Source organism: Rhodococcus sp. WB9 (genome assembly GCF_007558985.1).
GTDB classification, from domain to species: domain Bacteria; phylum Actinomycetota; class Actinomycetes; order Mycobacteriales; family Mycobacteriaceae; genus Rhodococcus_F; species Rhodococcus_F opacus.
Genome location: NZ_CP041769.1, coordinates 6,837,856 through 6,855,958 on the forward strand (window position 1 = coordinate 6,837,856; position 18,103 = coordinate 6,855,958).

Sequence of the window (18,103 nt, forward strand, 5' to 3'; positions counted from 1 at the left end):
TGATCGGTTGGTATCAAGTATGCATGTCAGCCCCCGCCCAGACAAGGGCTGGAGCCGAATTACGTCAGTGGCCTTCGAAGGCGGGCGTGCGCTTCGCGAGGAACGCGTCGACCGCGCTGCGGTGATCCTTCGACCGGCCGAGCCGCTCCGCGGCCTCACGCTCCCGCTCGAGCGCCTCCGACAGTCCGGTGGACGACGCCGAGACCAGAGCCTTGACCTGCGCGTACGCGGCCGTGGGACCGTCAGCGAGCTTCCGCGCCAGCGCGGTGGCCGCGTCCCCGAGTTCGGCGTCGGGCACCACTCGGTGCACCAGCCCCCAGTCCAGCGCCTGCGCCGCCGTGAACCGGTCGCCGAGCATCATCAGCCCGGTCGCCCGGCTCGCTCCCAGCGCCTGCACCAGGGTGTGACTCAGCCCGGAGTCACCGGCCAGCGCGATCCCCGTGAACGCCGTGGCGAACTTCGCGCCCTCCCCTGCGATCCGGATGTCGGCGACCAGGGCGATGCCCAGCCCCGCCCCGACGCAGGCCCCGCCGACCGCGACGACGACCGGGACGCGGACCCCGGCCAGCGCCCGGAGCAGCGGGTTGTAGTGCTCGGCGACGGTGTCCATCGCGTGCGCGGCGTCCGCCTCGAGGCCGGCCACGTGCTCGGCCAGGTCCTGGCCGACGCAGAAGTTCTTGCCCTCCGCCTGCAGCAGCAGGGCGCGCACGCCGTCGTCGGAGGCGACCTTCTCCACCGCCGCCAGCAACTGCTCCTTCACCGCGCGATCCAGGGCGTTGGACGCGCCGGCGCGGCGCAGGGTGATGGTGGCCAGTCCCGCGTCCACGGAAAGTGCGACCACGTCGTCAGTGCTCATGAGAATGTGCCTCCTGCTGGTTGTGGTGTGCGTGGCCCGGTCAGGACCAGGTGAAGAACCCCTGGCCCGTCTTGCGGCCGAGTTCCCCGTTGGCGACCTTCTCGCGCAGCAGCGCCGGCGGCGCGAACCGCTCGCCGAGCGTCTTCGCGAGGTGCTCGGCGATCGCGAGCCGGACATCCAGCCCGACCAGGTCGGTGGACCGCAGCGGTCCCATCGGGTGGCGGTAGCCCAATTCCATGGCCCGGTCGATGGACTCGGCGTCGGCGACGCCTTCCTCGAGCATCCGGATCGCCTCGAGCCCGAGGCACACGCCGAGACGGCTGGTCGCGAAGCCGGGGGAATCATTGACCAGCACCTCGGTCTTACCGAGCTGGGCGACCCACTCCCGGACCTTCTCGACGACGCCGGCGTCGGTGGCGGGGGCGCGGACGATCTCGACGAGCGTCGACGCCGGAACCGGGTTGAAGAAATGCATGCCGATCAGCCGCGCCGGGTCGTTCAGCGCCGCCCCCAGGTTGGCGATGGAAATAGAACTGGTGTTGCTGGCGATCACCGTCGACGAGTCGACCGTCTTCTCGACGAGCGAGAGCACGGACAGCTTGAGGTCCACCAACTCCGGCACCGCCTCGACCACCAGATCCAGGGCCGGCGGAAGCGCATCGGGGGCGGCCACCGTGGACACCCGTCCGAGGATCGTCGCGGGATCGACGTCGCCGAGCTTGCCGCGTTCGTGCGCGCGGTCGAGTCCGTCGGACACCCGCTTCAGGGCCGCCTGCCGGTCGCCGCTCTCGGCGATGGTGACGGTGGAGCCGAGGGTGGCGAAGACCTGCGCGATACCCGCGCCCATCCGGCCGCCGCCGACCACTCCGATGTTCTTCGGTGCTGTGCTCGTCATTTTCTCTTCTCCAGAAACGCAGTCATGCGGTCGTGTTTGTCGCGGCTCTCGAACAGCACCGCCTGGGCGATGTCGTCGGCGAACGGGTGCGAGCCCGGTGCGTCGACGATCATCTTCGTGAGCTTGAGAGCCAGCGGCGCCGACCGCGTGATGCGGCCGATGACCTTGTGCGCTGCATCGATGTGCTCGCCGGGTGCGACGACACTCATCACCAGCCCGCTGCGCAGCGCGTCCTGCGCGTCGAGGTTCCGGCCGCCGAGCAGGACCTGCTTGGCGACGGACGTGCCGACCAACTCGGGCAACCGGTAACTGGCCCCGGCCGCGGCCATGATCCCCAGCCCCGGCTCGGGGTTCCCGAAGACCGCGGTCTCGGTGGCGATGCGGATGTCGCACGCGTAGGACAGTTCGGCGCCGCCGCCGAGCGCGTACCCGCTCACCGCCGCGACCGTGGGCAGCGGCAGCTTCGCGATGCGGTCGAACAGATTGCGGTTGATGCCGGCGAACGCCTCGTCGCGGCCGCGTTCGCGTAGTTCGGCGATGTCGGCGCCGCCGGCGAAGTGGTCGCCCTCGCCGGTCAGCAGCATCGGCTTCGGCGTCGCCTCCAGCGACGCGCACACCTGGTGCAGTTCGCCGATCATCTCCGCGTTGATCGCGTTGCGCTGCGCGGGACGGTGCAGCGTGACCACCATCCGGTCGTCGTGGTCCTCGATTTTCAGTGTGTTCACGGCGCCTCGATCAGCATCGCGACGCCCTGGCCGACGCCCACGCACAGCGTGGCGAGCCCGCGGCGGGCGCCTTCGCGTTCCATCCGACCGAGCAGCGTCAGCAGGATCCGCGCACCCGAGCAGCCCAGTGGGTGGCCGAGTGCGATGGCGCCGCCGTCGGCGTTGACGATCGACTCGTCGAGCTTCAGCTGCCGGATCACCCCGAGCGACTGCGCCGCGAAGGCCTCGTTGAGTTCGGCGGCACCGAGGTCGGAGATCGACCAGTTGGCGCGGGCGAGCGCCTTCCGGGTGGCCGGGACCGGACCCAGACCCATGACGTTGGGGGCGATACCCGCGCTGGCGCTGGTGACGATGCGGCCGCGGACGGTCAGGCCGTACTTCTCCACCGCCGCCTCGCTCGCGACGACCAGGGCCGCGGCACCGTCCGACAGCGACGACGACGAGCCGGCGGTCACGATGCCGTCCTTGCGGAACACCGGTTTCAGCGAACCCAGCCTCTCCAGCGTGGTTCCCCGCCGCGGGGTTTCGTCGGCGGTCAGTGCACCGTCGCGCACCGGCACGGGCACGATCTCGCGCTCGAACCGGCCGGCGTCGACCGCCGCGATCGCCCGCTCCTGGCTGCGCAGCGCGAAGGCGTCGCTCTCGGCGCGGGTGATGCCCTCGAGCGCGGCGACCTCCTCGGCCGTCTCGCCCATCGACAACGTCACCTTGCGGACGTCCGGTCCGGCCCCGGCCGGAACGTCCCGGTCGGTGGCGGTGAACCGCGGGTTCGTGAAGCGCCAGCCCAGCGACGTGTCCGCCACCTCCCCCGGGCGTGCCCACGGGGTGCCGGGCTTGGCCATCACCCACGGTGCACGGGTCATCGATTCGACGCCGCCGGCAATCACGATGTCGGCCTCGCCGCTGCGGATGGTGTGCGCGGCGGAGGCGACGGCGGTCAGACCGCTCGCGCACAGGCGGTTCACCGTGTAGCCGGGAACGCTGTCGGGCAGGCCCGCGAGCAGCACGGCCATGCGGGCGACATCGCGGTTGTCCTCGCCGGCCTGATTGGCGGCACCGAGGATCACCTCGTCGACGGCGTCACCCGGGATTCCGGCCCGGCGGGCGGTCTCGGCCACGACCAGACCGGCAAGGTCGTCGGGGCGCACTCCTGCGAGCGCTCCGCCGTATCGACCCTGCGGGGTACGGGCTCCGTCCACCAGAAACACTTCGGCCACAGTCTTCTCCTTCACGGGGGTGCCGTCTATTAATAACCGAATCTTCGGTCGGTACGCAAGAGGAGATAGCACACGAAAAATTACGATCCTCCCTTGACAACCAGCGGCGGAAGCGACGATTCTGTTAACCGACCGAACGTACGGTGAAATGGAGTTGTCGTGAGCAAGTTACTGGAAAGCTACGCCGCCGGACGCTGGTACACCGCGCCGGACGAGGGAACGCCGCTGCTGAGCGCGGTCGACGGCTCCGAGGTGGCGCGCATCTCCGCGACCGGACTCGACCTCGGCGAGATGGTGACCTACGCCCGCGAGGTGGGCGGACCGGCGCTCGCGAAGCTGACCTTCCACGAGCGCGCCGCCGCCCTCAAGGCGCTCGCCCTCACCCTCATGGCCGGCAAGGACGAGTTCTACGCCCTCTCCACCTCGACCGGCGCCACCAAGCGCGACTCCGGCGTCGACATCGACGGCGGGTTCGGCACCCTCCTCAGCTACGCCAGCAAGGCCAGGCGGGAACTGCCCAACGACACCGTCTACCTCGACGGCGCGTTCGAGCAGCTGGGCAAGAAGGGCACGTTCCTCGGCCAGCACGTCTACACCTCGCGCCGCGGCGTGGCCGTCCAGATCAACGCGTTCAACTTCCCGGTGTGGGGCTTCCTCGAGAAGCTCGCCCCCGCGTTCATCGCCGGCGTCCCCTCGATCGTCAAGCCCGCGAGCCAGTCGGCTTATCTCACCGAGCTCGTGTTCCGTCGCATCATCGAGTCCGGGCTGCTGCCCGAGGGTTCGGTCCAGCTGCTGTCGGGGAGCGCCCGCGGGCTGCTCGACCACCTCGGCGGGCAGGACTCCGTGGCATTCACCGGATCCGCCGACACCGCGGCCACCCTGCGGGCGCATCCGAACGTCGTCGGTGAGGGCGTCCACTTCAACGCCGAGGCCGATTCGCTCAACGCGTCGATCCTCGGCTCCGACGTCGAACCCGGCAGCGAGGAATTCGACCTCTACGTCAAGCAGCTCGTCATCGAGATGACGGTGAAGGCCGGCCAGAAGTGCACCGCCATCCGGCGCGCCTTCGTGCCGACCGCACTGATGGACGACGTCATCGCCGCGGCCGAGGCCCGGCTGTCGCGCGTCGTGGTCGGCGCCCCCGACGCCGAAGGCGTCACGATGGGTGCCCTCGCCAGCCTCGAACAGCGCGACGAGGTCCTGAAATCGCTGCGCGGCCTGACCAAGACGGCGCAGATCGTGGTCGGCGACCCGGAGAACTTCGAGGTCGTCGGCGCCGACAAGGCGACGGGCGCGTTCCTGCCGCCGATCCTGCTGCGCTCCGACGACAAGGACGCCACCGAACCCCACGACATCGAGGCCTTCGGCCCCGTCAGCACCGTCATCGGATACGACAGCACCGACGAGGTCATCGAACTCGCCGCCCGCGGCAAGGGCAGCCTCGTCGCCTCCCTCGTCACCCGCGATTCCGCACTCGCCCGCGACATCGTGCTTGGCCTCGCCCCGTTCCACGGCCGCGTCCTCGTCCTCAACCGCGACGACGCGAAGGAATCCACCGGCCACGGCTCACCCCTGCCCGTCCTCGTGCACGGCGGCCCCGGACGTGCAGGCGGCGGTGAGGAACTCGGCGGCATCCGCGGCATCCTGCACCACATGCAGCGCACCGCGGTCCAGGCCACCCCCGACATCCTGACCGCGGTCGGAAACAAGTGGGTCACCGGTTCGCAGCGCAACGACGACGGCATCCACCCGTTCCGGAAGAACCTCGCACAGTTGCGGATCGGCGACACCATCGTCGGCGGCCCCCGCCAGGTCACGCTCGCCGACATCGACCACTTCGCCGAGTTCACCGGCGACACCTTCTACGCCCACACCGACCCCGAGGCCGCGGCCGCCAACCCCCTGTTCGGTGGCATCGTCGCCCACGGATACCTCGTCGTCTCCCTCGCCGCCGGCCTGTTCGTCGAACCGAATCCCGGTCCCGTACTCGCCAACTTCGGCGTCGACAACCTCCGGTTCCTCACCCCCGTCAAGGCCGACGACAGCCTCACCGTCACGCTCACCGCGAAGCTCATCACCCCGCGCAGCAGCGCCGACTACGGTGAAGTCCGTTGGGATGCAGTCGTCGTCAACCAGGACGGCGATCCCGTCGCAACGTACGACGTTCTCACCCTCGTCGCCAAAGGAGAAAACGCATGAGCTTCAAGGTCGCCGTCTGCTACGGCCAGCCCGATGACCCCGAGGCGTTCGACGCCTACTACCGCGACACCCACATGCCGCTGGCCCGCAAGGTTCCCGGCCTGTCCGACTTCACCTGGGGCAAGTGCAGTGCCCTCGACGGCGGGACGCCGCCGTACTACGCGGTCGCGAGTCTGGTCTTCCCCGACGCCGCCACCATGAAGTCCGGGTTGCAGTCCGAGGAGATGAAGCAGGCGGGCAAGGACGTCCGCAACTTCGCCACCGGCGGCGTCACCATGTACGTCCAAGAAGAAGAATCCGTCTACAACCAGTAGGAGAACCATGACTGTCGACGCGTCCGCGGAATGCCGCATCGCGCGGAAGATGTTCGAGGCCGACAACGCGTCCCAGGCGCTCGGCATCGAGATCCTCGAGCTCAGCCCCGGTCACGCGGTCGCGTCGATGGTCGTGGGTGAGACCATGGTCAACGGCCACGGCATCACCCACGGCGGGTTCGTGTTCACCCTCGCCGACACCGCATTCGCGATGGCGTGCAACGGATACGACTCGCCTGCCGTCGCCGCCCGCGCCGACATCCGATTCCTGACCGCCACCCGCCTCGGCGACATCCTCGTCGCCGAGGCCGTGGAACGGGCCCGATTCGGGCGCAACGGCATCTACGACGTCACCGTCCGGCGCGGCGACGACGTCATCGCCGAGTTCCGAGGCGACAGTCGTGCGCAGCCGCGCCCGTGAGTACTTATTAACCGCGGGACGTTAATAAGTACTCACGGGCGCGCAGCGCCAATGGGGGCCGCGTGCTTTCCGCGTTCGGACGCGGCGGCGTCGCGCGCTGCCCGTTCGGTGGCGGCCGCTTCGATGGCGATCGCGTGATCCACCGCGTGCGGCGCGATGCCCAGGTTGTCCAGAGTCTCCCACAGACTCGACAGGGCAGACTTCGGATCGAGGTAGTACTCCGACTCGCGGACGCGCCAGAACGTCCAGCCGCACCGTTTGAGTTCCTGCTCGCGTTCGAGGTCCGCGATCCGCTGTTCCGGGGTGGTCGAGAACGCGTCGCCGTCGCATTCGACGGCGAGTCTCATGGTGCCACCGGTGACGACGAGGTCGATGCGCCGATTGTTCACCTCGACTTGGGAATTGACGTGATAGCCGCGTTCGGCGATGTCGTTGAACACCCGCTGCTCGAGCAGGTTGTCGAACGGGGGGATCCGGACGTCGCGGTCGACGTCCTGCGGCATGGGGTCGGCCGGTGCCGGCGACGTCGACATCATGTAGCTGAGCAGGGAGTTGCGCAGGTCGGCCCGCTTCAGTTCGTCGACGGTCACGGAGTGGAACAGCCACAGCTGGTCCTGCGCCCGTGACGCCGCGACGTTGAACCGTCGCTTGTACTGGTTCGCCGTCAGCGGTGCGAAGTTCTGCTCGGGTCCCACGACCATCGACAGGAAGACGACGCTCCGTTCGTCGCCCTGGAAGTCGGGCGGCGTCCCGACCCTCAGTCGCCGCTGCTCCCATTGTTCGATGCCGATGCGTTTGACGAGTTCGGTTCGGATGGCGTCGACCTGGGACTGCCCCTGCAGCACGACGATTCCGAACGTCTTCCCGTCGTAGCGGGGGTCGACGAGGCATTCGATGAGCTGGTCGACGAGGGCGGCGGCCTCGACGTGGTTGGTCAGCGTCGCGTCCTTGCCCGACACAGTGGCATCGGATACGTACGTATGTTTCAGCGGCGGAAGCCGATCCGCGCCGAACTGCCGCACCGGGACGAGCGGCAGTTCGCCGTAGAACTGGGTGCTCGACCAGTTGATGATCTCGGGCATCGAGCGGAAGTGCTCGCGGAGCCGGACCACCTGACCGAAGCTGGTGCGCAGGATCGAGAACAGACTCGACCGCGGCGTGAGCGTGGCCTGCACGTACTCCGGAAGGTCCGGCAGGTAGGCGTCGAGCCGGGTGAACACGTCGTCGAGGGTTCCGGTGGTGGGGATGTCGGCGGGTGCGCACTGTTTGTCGTCTCCGACGACGATCACCCGCGGCGCCAGCCACAGCAGGAACAGGTTGGTGATGTCGGCCTGGCTCGCCTCGTCGACGATGACGACGTCGAAGCTGCCCGGCACGGGCGGGATCGACGCGAGGACCTGCTGCAGCGGCATCACCCACGCGGGCACCGCGCCCTGCGCCTCACCCATCGCGGATCGTGCTGCGCTGCGGTACTTCTCGGCGTACTTACCGGCACCTGCACCGATGCTCGAGATGTGTTCGCGGTACGTCTGCAGCGCCCGCACCTGATCCGCCGTCAGATGTTCGAGGCAGTCGCGCCAGGCGGTGGCCGCCGCGAGCCGCGCCGTCAGATGCGCGAGATCCGCGTCGACGGCATTGAGTTCGGCTTCCAGTTCCTGCTCACGACCGGCACGGTGCTGTTCGGTGACCCATTGGCGGGCACGGCGCCACGCCCAGGCCTCGGACATCTGCCAGCTCATCTCGTCCCACTCGGTGAGCGCCGCCGTCCTGCGCACCAGTTCGTACAGTGCCGGGGCGACGGGTGAGAGTTTGTCGGACAGTTCGTCGAACAGCCGCTGATCCTGCTGCTCGACGCGGGCGATCGCGTAGCAGCTGAGGGCATCCGAGAGGGCCGTGTTGTCGGCCTGATCGAGCGCGGCCACCAGGGCGGTGCCTTCCGGCGACGGTCCCGCGTCGACCTCGGTGGAGACGGCCGAGACGATGGCGTCGAGTTCCGCACGGGCACTGTCCACGTCGGCACGCGTGGTGATCGCCTCTGCGGCCCCGGCCACCGCGACGGCGTCCGCGAGAGTACGGATCCGCGGCGCGTTCGGGGACAGCGCGAACAGTTCGCGGGCCAGCGCGTCGCGGGCGACGAGGAGGGCGCGCACCCGGGCCACCCGGCCGACGATCATGTTGAGACTGTCGACCTGGACGGCACGGGAACCGTTCATGTCAACCGGAATCCGGAGGTCCGCCAGCAGGGTGGCGGCGGTCTGCGCGGCGTCGTGGGCGCGCAGGTGTTCGGTCACGAGCCGCACAGTGGCGGCGGTCGTGGCGGGTGCGCCGTCGACGGTGGCGTCGAGGCCGAGTTCTTCGACGGCCTTCTGCTCTTCGCTGCGACGGAAGCGTGCCTTCCACTCGACGGCGCCGGATTCCATCGCGACGGCGAGCGCACCGACCGCCTGCAGTGCGGGTCGGGTCATGACGGCGCACTGGACGTCGTGCGCACCGATGTAGCGGTCGGCGGCCGCGGCCGCCTCGACGATCGCGGGCAGGGCGTCCAGCCGACCCCACAGGTGCGTCGCACGGCCGGAGAGGACCGTGTCGGCGAGGCCCTGGAACTGGCCGTCGAGGTCGAGGACGTCGTGAGCGCGGGCCTGCAGTTCCTTGCAGTGCCGGCGAACGGTGTACGCGGTCTCGGGGTCGACGCCCCCGAGGACCTCGAGCAGATGCGCCGACTGCGGGGTGTCGATGGGGATACTGGTCGACGCCCGCGAGCAGAGCCGTTCGAGTTCGGCCCGGTTGGGCAGCAGCGAGTCGAGCACGGGAAGCGTCTGACGGGACCGCCGCGCCCGTTCGGGGGATGCGGTAACCGACAGCCGGCGCAGCGTCTCGACCTCGGTGCCGGTGAGGGGCGGCTGCTCGCTCAGCAGCGGACCGGGAAGCCACTCGAAGGCGTCCTGCAGGTCCATGACCTTGCGGACGATTGTGGCGGCGGTGCCCTCGTAGCCGTCCGCGACAGCGTCGTGGAGGTAGGTCTCCGACTCGCGCAGCGCCTTCACCTCTTCGAGCACGACGGCCCGCTTCTGCACGGCCTCGTCCCGCTGGGCACGGAGATCGGCGATCTTCTGGCCCTCGCTGTGCGGGTTGAACGACGACTTCCGTTCGGCGATCGTCGCGACGCTGCGGGTGAGTTCGTCCGAGCCGCCGCGGGAGAGATCGGTGATGGAGACGCACAATTCCTGCATCTCGGGCGGGAGCTTGTCCCTCAGCACCCGAAGCGCCTGCGCCTTCTCGCTCGTGACGAGCACCCGCTGGCCGCGCGCGAGCAGCGCCGACACCAGGTTGGCGATGGTGTGGGTCTTGCCCGTGCCGGGCGGCCCTTCGACCACCACTCCGCTGTCCCCGCCGAGCCGCTCGATGATCTGCGACTGCTCGGCGTTGGCCGGGAGCGGGAAGAGCGGGTCTTCGGCGAGCGTCGACGAGGTGGCGGCGCCGGTGCGCTCGAGCCACGACAGCCGGTCTCCCGGTTCGATCGCCTCGACCAGCTGCGCGAGCCCGAGCGGAACGGTCGCGCCGTCGCGTTCGAGGTGGGAGATCATCTGCTCGTAGTACTCGACCAGCGCGAAGGCACTGCGTTTGCGCAGGACCAGGGCGGGCGACAGCGTGAGGGTGCCGTCGGCGTCGGTGTCGGGTGGCCGGAGGCCGTCCCGCATCGTGACAGGCGTCATCAGCGACTTCGGCGCCCACTCCGCGAGCAGTGCGCGAACGCCGTCGCTCAGCGGCGACACGGCGGTGTCCTGCAGTTGCTTCTGCAGCGGAATCGCGTGCGCACTGTCGTAGACGTCGAGTCCGGTGAACAGCTGGGAGTCTTCGAGCCGGGGCTGGGAGCCCGCAATCAGCCGCACCAGCAGGTCGCCGGTCCGGGGATCGCGGTGGATGCTCGCCGACTGGGTGACCAAGTGGGTCTGGACGCCGTCCGGGCCTGCGCCCGCCAGGGTCAGCAGACCGGACGCGAGAACGAGTTCGATCGACTCGGGGCGGGCGTTCAGCTCCTGCAGCATCCGCTGCAGCGACTGGTACAGATCGGCGTGCGGGCGACGCTCCCGGTCGGCCTTCGCCCACGCCTGCCAGCGTGGGACGTAGGCGTCGAACGCCTGCCGGACGTCGTACGCGCGACGCACGTCGTATTCCTCGTCGGAGTCCTCCGCGTAGGCGTCGGACGCGTTCAGTTCGAGATCGGAACGCGAGCTGTCGGAGCGGGCCGACGCATCCACCCAGCCGGCCAGGACCGTGGGCAGTTCCGGCGGATCCTCGACACCGATGAGGGGCACGCGCAGGACGATGTCACCCTGCGCGGCGTCGGAATCGAGTTGGATCGTCCGGCCGTCCTGATGCAGCCATTCGACCTGTTCGTGCTGGTCAACGCGGAGAACCGGCTTCGTGCGAGCCCTGACGATTTCACGCAAAAACTGCAGCAGGCGCTGGACGCGGCCTGCGAGCTCGGCGTCGTTTTCGGGACTCGACAATGTAAACCTCTGCGAATTCTCGGTGATGACGTGCGCTTGCCCCCGCCGTGCACACTATCGGGTCGAGGGGGTGAAGTTCGAGGCGTCATCCCCTGGCAGAAGGACTGGACGGTCGCTCGAGGTGCCGCACGGACCTCGATACGTACCGGCCGGTCTCTACTGTTCACCCGTGCCGGCGGTGAAGTCCCCGGTCTGCTTGCGCATCGGTTCGTTCGCCTCGAACACGTCGGAGTTCGGGACGGAACGGCAGCGTGCCGGGATGGGGGCGTGGAAACGTCGGTCGAGCGCGAGGACAGTAGAAGGACGGGGCCGCTCAGCGTCCGCCGCGTCTCAGGGTCACGCGATAGGTGTAGTGCTCGGGCAGGAAGTAGCTGACCGCCAACTCGACGGTCCGCCCTTCCGAATCGGAATAGAGGCGGTCCACCCGCAGCATCGAATGGCCTTCGGGGCAGCCGAGTTCGCGGGCCACATCCGCGGGGGCGGGCGCGACCGTGATCGATTGCGCCGCCTCGATGATGGGGCTGCGCAGGTGCGGCTCCAGCAGACCGATGATCGTGTACGCACTGACGGCGCCCTCGGACATCTCGGGTGCGTCGACGACGAGCCGGGCGATCTCGTCGGGAAGGTACACGGTGGTCAGCACGAACGGGGTGTCGTCGTGGCGTCGCCGGAACACGACCGTGTGGACGAGGTCCGTGTCGAGGCGGAGCCTGCTCGCGGCCTCGATGTCGACCCGGCGGCGCAGCGGGGAGACCACCTCCATGGTGGTGTCCGTGGACAGATTCATCAGATCCTCGATCGACCCCAGCTGACGCAGGTATCGCCCGTCGGACTCGGCTGCGAACGTCCCGCGCCCCGGGACCCGGTAGACGATGCCCTCGGCTACCAGGTCCTGGAAGGCGCGTCGCACGGTCTGCCTGCTCACGCCGTGCTGTTCGGCGAGTTCGAATTCGGTAGGAAGCTTGAGGCCGCCGCGGTACTTGCCCGCGGCTATGTGTTCACGGAGCTGCTTCGACACCAGCTGGTACGCCGGCTCCGTCTCTCGTTCTCGTTCCCTACCGTTCATCGCGCACCGATCCTACGTGCAGGTTGCCGGACTACAGACCGCCCCGCGACACGAGTTGCGAGACGATGACGTTGCGCTGGATCTCGTTGGTGCCCTCGCCGACGATCATCAGTGGGGCGTCCCGGAAGTACCGCTCGACGTCGTACTCGGTGGAATAGCCGTAGCCGCCGTGGATGCGCACCGCGTTGAGGGCGATGTCCATGGCGACTTCGGACGCGTACAGCTTGGCCATGCCGGCCTCCATGTCGCACCGGTCGCCGCTGTCGTACTGCTCGGCCGCGTGCCAGGTCAGCTGTCGTGCCGCCGTCAGCTTGGTTGCCATGTCGGCCAGGTAGTTGCCGATCGACTGGTGCTTCCAGATCGGCTTGCCGAAGCTCTCCCGCTGCTGCGCGTAGGCGAGGGAGTCCTCGAGCGCCGCCGTGGCCACGCCCAGCGCCCGGCAGGCCACCTGGATGCGTCCGGTCTCGAGGCCCTTCATCATCTGCGCGAACCCCTTGCCCGGGGTGCCGCCGAGGATCGCCGTGGCGGGGGTGCGGTAACCGTCGAACGACAGCTCACAGGTTTCGACGCCCTTGTAGCCGAGCTTGGGCAGATCCCGCGACACCGTCAGACCGGGACCGTGCTCGACCAGAACGATCGAAATGCCCTTGTGCTTGGGGGTCGCGCTCGGATCGGTCTTGCACAGCAGCGCGATCAGGCCGGACCGGCGGGCGTTGGAGATCCACGTCTTCGATCCGGTGATCACCAGATCGTCGCCGTCGGTCTTGGCGTTGGTGGACATGGCCTGCAGATCGGAACCGCCGCCGGGCTCGGTCAGCGCCATGGTGGCCCGGATCTCGCCGGTCGCCATCTTCGGCAGGTACTGCTGCTTCTGCTCCTCGGTGCCGTACAGCGACAGCAGCTTCGCGACGACGGTGTGCCCGCCCATCGCACCCGCCAGGCTCATCCACCCGCGGGCCAGTTCCTGGGTCACCTGCGCGTAACAGGGCATCGACACCGGAGATCCGCCGTACTCCTCCGGGACCGCCAGACCGTAGATCCCGATCTGCTTCATCTGCTCGATCCACTTCTCGGGGTACTCGTTGGCGTGTTCCACCGCCTGCACCGTCGGCTTCACGTCGCGGTCGATGAAGGCGCGCACCGTCTCCACCAGGTACGCCTCTTCCTCGTTCAGCTTGCCCATCACTCCACCTCGCACTCGCACAACATTTGTACGGCCATAATCCGATAATGTCTGCCTAAAGTCAACGATCGGTCTTGACATGATGGCTGCACCGCTGCCAGCATCAGCAGCGCAGCCCTACCGGGCTGGCCGTACATATCCAGCCCGAACCGGGCTCCCGGACCCTAGGAATGAAGCATCGTGCAGAACCTCACCCGCAGGCGCGCCGTTCTGGTGGCCCCCGGATCCGACGAACGCAAGGCCGTCAAGGCGCTCGGGTCGACCGCCGACGAGGTGGTCCTCGACCTCGAGGACGCCGTCGCACCGGCCAGGAAGGCCGACGCCCGCGACCTCGTGCGCCGTCTCGTGCGCGAGTCCGACGGCTCCCGGGCCGTCTCGGTCCGCATCAACGCGCTCACCACACCGTGGGCCGAGGACGACCTGGCCCTGTGTGCGTCCCTCGGCGCTGCGCTCACGAGCATCGTGGTTCCCAAGGCGGAGACCGCGCAGGCTCTGGCGCACGCCGATCAGGCTCTCTCCGGCACCGACATCGGGTTGCAGGCTCTCGTCGAAACTCCGGTCGGGGTGCAGAACATCGGCGACATCACCCGGTCCGTCGCCCGGCTCGAGTCCGTCATCATCGGCTACGCCGATCTCGGGGCGGCCCTCGGCCGTTCCCGCTCCGCTCTCCCCGAGCACTGGCTCGCGATTCAGGACGGCGTCCTCGTCGCCGCCCGCGCCGCCGGCATCCAGGCGATCGACGGCCCGTTCCTCGGAATCGCCGACGACGACGCGTTCCGCCACTCGGCAACATGGACCAGTGCCCTCGGGTTCGACGGGAAATGGGTCATCCATCCCGTCCAGGTCGATTCGGCCGCTTCGGCGTTCACCCCCACCGACACCGCGGTCGACGACGCGCGGCGCGTGATCGACGCACTCGCTGCCGCCGAGGCCGCGGGCAGCGGGGCCGCGCAACTCGACGGGCAGATGCTCGACGAGGCCGTCGCGGTGGCCGCACGACGGGTCCTCGCCCAGGTAGGTGCATAGTGACGATCACGCAGACGTACGTCGGTGGACCGTACTTCGACGAACTCGAGGTGGGGCAGGTGTTCGACACCGCCCCCGCCGTCACCCTGACCAGCGGCCTCGCCGCCGCCCATCAAGCCATCCTCGGCGACCGCCTGCGGCTGCCCCTCGACGCGCACCTGTCCCGGACCGTCACCGGATCCGGGGACGCCGTGGCGAATCCCGGTCTCGTCTGCGACGTCGCCATCGGGCAGTCCACGCTCGCCACGCACCACGTGAAGGCCAACCTGTTCTACCGCGGCCTCCGCTTCCACCACTTCCCCCGCATCGGCGACACCCTGTACACCCGCACCGAAGTGGTGGGCCTACGCGAGAATTCGGCGAAGCCGGGACGCAAGCCCACCGGGCTGGCGGCACTCCGGATGACGTCCACCGACCAGGACGGCCGCACCGTCCTCGACTTCTACCGCTGCGCGATGCTCCCGTTGAGCGAGAACCCCGACGACGACCGCGTCCGCAAGTCCGACGACCTGTCCGCGATCGGTCCGCAGACGGAGCAGGCCTTCGCGGCCCCCGAGGGCTGGGACCTCGCCCGCTACCGCGACAAGGTTCCCGGACAGCACTTCTCGACCGACCTCGCCGGCGCGGTCCTGCGGAGCAGCGGCGACGTGGTGTCGGGCGCCCCCGAACTGGCGCGCCTCACCCTCAACATCGCGGCCACCCATCACGACGAACGGGTCGGCGCGGACGGACGGCTCGTCTACGGCGGGCACACCATCGGCATCGCGCTCGGGCAGGCCACGCGCGCGCTGCCCAACCTCGTCACGGTCCTGGGATGGAAGTCCTGCGACCACACCGGTCCCGTCCACGAGGACGACACCCTCACCAGCGAACTCGAGATCGAGAGCGCCGAGGCGTTGCCCGGCGGTGGCGGCGTACTGCATCTGCGTTCACTCGTGTTCGCGCACAACGCCGCAGCGTCCGACGTTCCCGTCCTCGACTGGCGTTTCACCGCCCTCATGGCCTGACCTCCACCATCAAGGAGCTTCTCTCGTGACTGCCCACACTCCCCTTGCCGGACTTCGGATCGTCGAGGTCTCCAGCTTCATCGCGTCCCCTCTGTGCGGGCTGACGCTGTCTCAGCTGGGGGCCGAGGTGATCCGGGTCGACCCCGTCGGCGGCTCCGCCTGCTACAAGCGCTGGCCGGTCACGAGTGACGGTGAGAGCATCTACTGGACCGGACTCAACCGCGGGAAGCGGTCCGTGGCCGTCGACATGCGCAGCCCCGAGGGGCAGGAACTCGTGCAGCAACTGGTCACGGCCCCCGGTGCGGGTGGCGGAATCCTCGTCACCAACGCCGGTGGCCGTGACTGGCTCACCCACGACACGCTCAGAGCCCTGCGCTCCGACGTCATCACCCTCGAAGTTCTCGGTGGCACCGACGGTTCCCCCGCCGTCGACTACACCGTCAATGCGGGGCTCGGCTTCCCGTCCATCACCGGTCCCACCGATCATGCCGGCGTCGTCAACCACGTCCTGCCCGCGTGGGACGTGATGTGTGGGCTGTACGCCGCGCTGGCCGTTGCCGCCGCCGTCCGGCACCGCGACGCCACCGGGGAGGGCACCCACATCCGCCTGCCGCTAGAGGACGTCGCGCTCGCCACAGCCGGCACGCTCGGTTACCTCACCGAAGTCCAGATCAACGGCACCGGCAGGCCGGCGACCGGAAACTCGGTCTACGGTACGTACGGAACGGATTTCACCACCAGCGACGGCGAACGGTTCATGATCGTCGCCCTCACCCCGCGTCACTTCCGTGACCTGGTCGCCCTCACCGGAACCACGGCCGCCGTGGAAGCACTCGCCACCGCACTCGACGCGGACTTCGCGCGCGAAACCGATCGCTTCACCCACCGCGACGTCCTCACGGCCCTGTTCGCCCGCTGGTTCCGCGAACACACCGCAACCGAAGTGGCCGAGGCACTCTCGAAGACGTCGGTGCTCGCCGAGCGCTACCGCACCTTCGAGGAAGTGGTGAAGTCCGGAGAGCTCGAGAAGAACCCGATGTTCACTCCACTCGACCAGCCGCGCATCGGCACCTACCTCGCCTCCGGGCATCCCGCGTCGTTCGACGGCCACCACGCCACCGTCGCACCCGCCTCCGCAGTCGGCGACGACACCGGCAGCGTGCTCCGCGACCTCCTCGGCAGCTCCGACTCCGACATCGCCAAACTCCTCGACAGCGGCATCGTGGGAGGGAAGTGACACCGGTGACGGCGCGGACCCGGTCATTGTGTGCCGCGCGTGAAGAACCACGGAATCGGCCTCACGCGCTGCCGTTCGCGTCGGTGTGACGCCGAGCCAGATCTCGTTCCCTGGATTCACGTAAGCGGGATCCGACGACGGAGCCTCCGGCGTTACCGCGGGGTCGACATCGTTCCGACAGCCCCGCCGTCCTCCCTTCGGATTCGATTCTACTGCGGAGAACACCGGGACGGCGGACCGAATCACACACGACGAGTTCTCTGCCTCGGCGGCGCAGGCACACCGATCTATCGAGTGCGCCGTGATTGGTCGAGCGGCACGGCAGGGTACCCGGGACTCATGAGTGAGCAACGGGGTCTGAAAGTGGTCGTCGTCGGGGCGACCGGCAACGTCGGAACCAGTGTCGTTACGGCATTGAGCACGGAGCCTGCTGTCGGCGAGGTGGTCGGCGTCGCGCGACGACGCACCGAGTGGACGGCCCCCAAGACGACCTTCGTCGAGGCCGACGTCGCGACCGACGATGTTCGCGAAATCGTGCGTGGGGCGGATGCGGTGGTACATCTCGCCTGGTTGTTCCAGCCCACCCACAAACCGAGCGTCACCTGGGACAACAATGTGGTGGGGTCCATCCGGGTCTTCGATGCGGTAGTGAACGAAGGTGTTCCCGCGTTGGTGTACGCCTCCTCGGTTGCCGCCTACTCGCCGGGCCCGACCGACCTCGAGGTGACCGAGGATTGGCCCACGCACGGCTGGCCCGGCGCGGCCTATCCTCGCGAGAAGGCCTACCTGGAGCGATTCCTGGACGCCTTCGAGTTGCGGAATCCAGACCTCCGGGTGGTGCGGATGCGGCCGGGGTTCATTTTCAAGCGGGAGTCGGCCACTGCGCAGCGTCGATTGTTCCTCGGGCCGCTGCTCCCCGGACGCCTCATGCGCGCCGCGCGCATTCCGGTGGTACCGCTCGTCGACGACCTCCGGGCACAGATTCTGCACACCAGCGACGCGGCAGCAGCCTACGTGCAGGCCCTCTTGCTGCCGGTGCGGGGAGCGTTCAATCTTGCGACTGCACCCCCGGTGGACGGCCGTGTGCTCGCCGACTATCTCGATGCCCGGCAAATCCCACTCCCCCGCAGAGCTATTCGGGCCGCATTGTGGACGGCCTGGCACGCGCATGCGGTTCCGGCTTCACCCGGTCTGCTCGACACCGTTGTGCACCTGCCGCTGATGGACAGCACCCGGGCTCGGGCCGAGTTGGGATGGGCGCCGAAGTATTCGCCCCGCGACACACTCGAGGAGTTCCTCGGCGGACTACGCGACGGCGCGGGAATGCCTACCGCACCACTCGCCGACGACACCGTTGGTGGACGAGTGCGGGAATTTGCAACAGGTCTCGGGCAACGCCCCTGAGCCGCCTGCCCCGAGCGCCTCAACCGCGACCCTCGAAGGGAG

The 18,103-nt window shown here is 68.8% G+C and carries 14 protein-coding genes; 7 read left to right on the plus strand and 7 right to left on the minus strand.

Going from position 1 to position 18,103, the window contains the following annotated elements; all coding sequences use genetic code 11:
* Positions 1-64 precede the first annotated feature (64 nt).
* Genes FND50_RS31930 through FND50_RS31945 form a run of 4 tightly spaced genes read right to left on the minus strand, consistent with a single transcriptional unit; the run spans position 65 to position 3,693 of the window.
* Positions 65-856 (minus strand): enoyl-CoA hydratase-related protein, encoded by a 792-nt coding sequence (locus tag FND50_RS31930; RefSeq protein ID WP_144288381.1) that lies wholly within the window; start codon positions 854-856, stop codon positions 65-67.
* 40 nt (positions 857-896) lie between these two features.
* On the minus strand, positions 897-1,751 hold the full coding sequence (locus FND50_RS31935) for a 3-hydroxyacyl-CoA dehydrogenase family protein (protein ID WP_144288382.1): 855 nt from the start codon (positions 1,749-1,751) through the stop codon (positions 897-899).
* Positions 1,748-2,476 carry an enoyl-CoA hydratase/isomerase family protein gene (locus FND50_RS31940; protein WP_144288383.1) on the minus strand — a complete coding sequence of 243 codons (729 nt, stop codon included), beginning with the start codon at positions 2,474-2,476 and terminating at the stop codon, positions 1,748-1,750. Before FND50_RS31940 ends, FND50_RS31935 begins: the two co-directional genes overlap by 4 nt.
* Positions 2,473-3,693: a thiolase family protein gene (locus tag FND50_RS31945; protein WP_144288384.1), complete on the minus strand. Its 1,221-nt coding sequence runs from the start codon at positions 3,691-3,693 to the stop codon at positions 2,473-2,475. Before FND50_RS31945 ends, FND50_RS31940 begins: the two co-directional genes overlap by 4 nt.
* A gap of 159 nt (positions 3,694-3,852) precedes the next feature.
* Between FND50_RS31945 and paaZ the strand changes: the two genes are divergently transcribed.
* From paaZ to paaI, 3 genes are read left to right on the plus strand one after another with little or no spacing between them, the layout of a single operon-like run.
* On the plus strand, positions 3,853-5,892 hold the full coding sequence (paaZ, locus tag FND50_RS31950) for a phenylacetic acid degradation bifunctional protein PaaZ (RefSeq protein ID WP_144288385.1): 2,040 nt from the start codon (positions 3,853-3,855) through the stop codon (positions 5,890-5,892).
* Entirely contained in the window at positions 5,889-6,206 is a 318-nt protein-coding gene (locus FND50_RS31955; protein ID WP_005565792.1) for an EthD family reductase, read from the plus strand. The genes paaZ and FND50_RS31955 overlap by 4 nt, the downstream gene beginning before the upstream one ends.
* Positions 6,207-6,213: 7 nt before the next feature.
* On the plus strand, positions 6,214-6,627 hold the full coding sequence (gene paaI / locus FND50_RS31960) for a hydroxyphenylacetyl-CoA thioesterase PaaI (RefSeq protein WP_007301676.1): 414 nt from the start codon (positions 6,214-6,216) through the stop codon (positions 6,625-6,627).
* A gap of 32 nt (positions 6,628-6,659) precedes the next feature.
* On the opposite strand, the gene FND50_RS31965 is transcribed toward paaI, so the two are convergent.
* From FND50_RS31965 to FND50_RS31975, 3 genes are all read right to left on the minus strand, one after another.
* A complete protein-coding gene (locus FND50_RS31965; RefSeq protein WP_144288386.1) occupies positions 6,660-11,138 on the minus strand; it encodes an AAA domain-containing protein in 4,479 nt (1,492 codons plus the stop codon).
* 313 nt (positions 11,139-11,451) lie between these two features.
* Positions 11,452-12,204, minus strand: a complete 753-nt coding sequence (locus FND50_RS31970) for a GntR family transcriptional regulator (protein ID WP_005250759.1) — start codon at positions 12,202-12,204, stop codon at positions 11,452-11,454.
* A 31-nt stretch (positions 12,205-12,235) separates the two neighbouring features.
* Entirely contained in the window at positions 12,236-13,387 is a 1,152-nt protein-coding gene (locus FND50_RS31975) for an acyl-CoA dehydrogenase family protein (RefSeq protein WP_005565798.1), read from the minus strand.
* Positions 13,388-13,567: 180 nt separating this feature from the next.
* Between FND50_RS31975 and FND50_RS31980 the strand changes: the two genes are divergently transcribed.
* From FND50_RS31980 to FND50_RS31995, 4 genes are all read left to right on the plus strand, one after another.
* The gene (locus FND50_RS31980; RefSeq protein ID WP_144288387.1) at positions 13,568-14,413 is read left to right on the plus strand and encodes a CoA ester lyase; all 846 of its coding nucleotides are present in this window, start codon (positions 13,568-13,570) and stop codon (positions 14,411-14,413) included.
* Complete coding sequence (locus FND50_RS31985) at positions 14,413-15,420, plus strand: MaoC family dehydratase (RefSeq protein WP_144288388.1); 1,008 nt, start codon at positions 14,413-14,415, stop codon at positions 15,418-15,420. The genes FND50_RS31980 and FND50_RS31985 overlap by 1 nt, the downstream gene beginning before the upstream one ends.
* A 25-nt stretch (positions 15,421-15,445) precedes the next feature.
* On the plus strand, positions 15,446-16,657 hold the full coding sequence (locus tag FND50_RS31990; RefSeq protein WP_144288389.1) for a CoA transferase: 1,212 nt from the start codon (positions 15,446-15,448) through the stop codon (positions 16,655-16,657).
* Between the two features lie 339 nt (positions 16,658-16,996).
* Positions 16,997-18,061: an NAD-dependent epimerase/dehydratase family protein gene (locus FND50_RS31995; protein ID WP_144288390.1), complete on the plus strand. Its 1,065-nt coding sequence runs from the start codon at positions 16,997-16,999 to the stop codon at positions 18,059-18,061.
* The last annotated feature ends 42 nt before the right edge of the window (positions 18,062-18,103 follow it).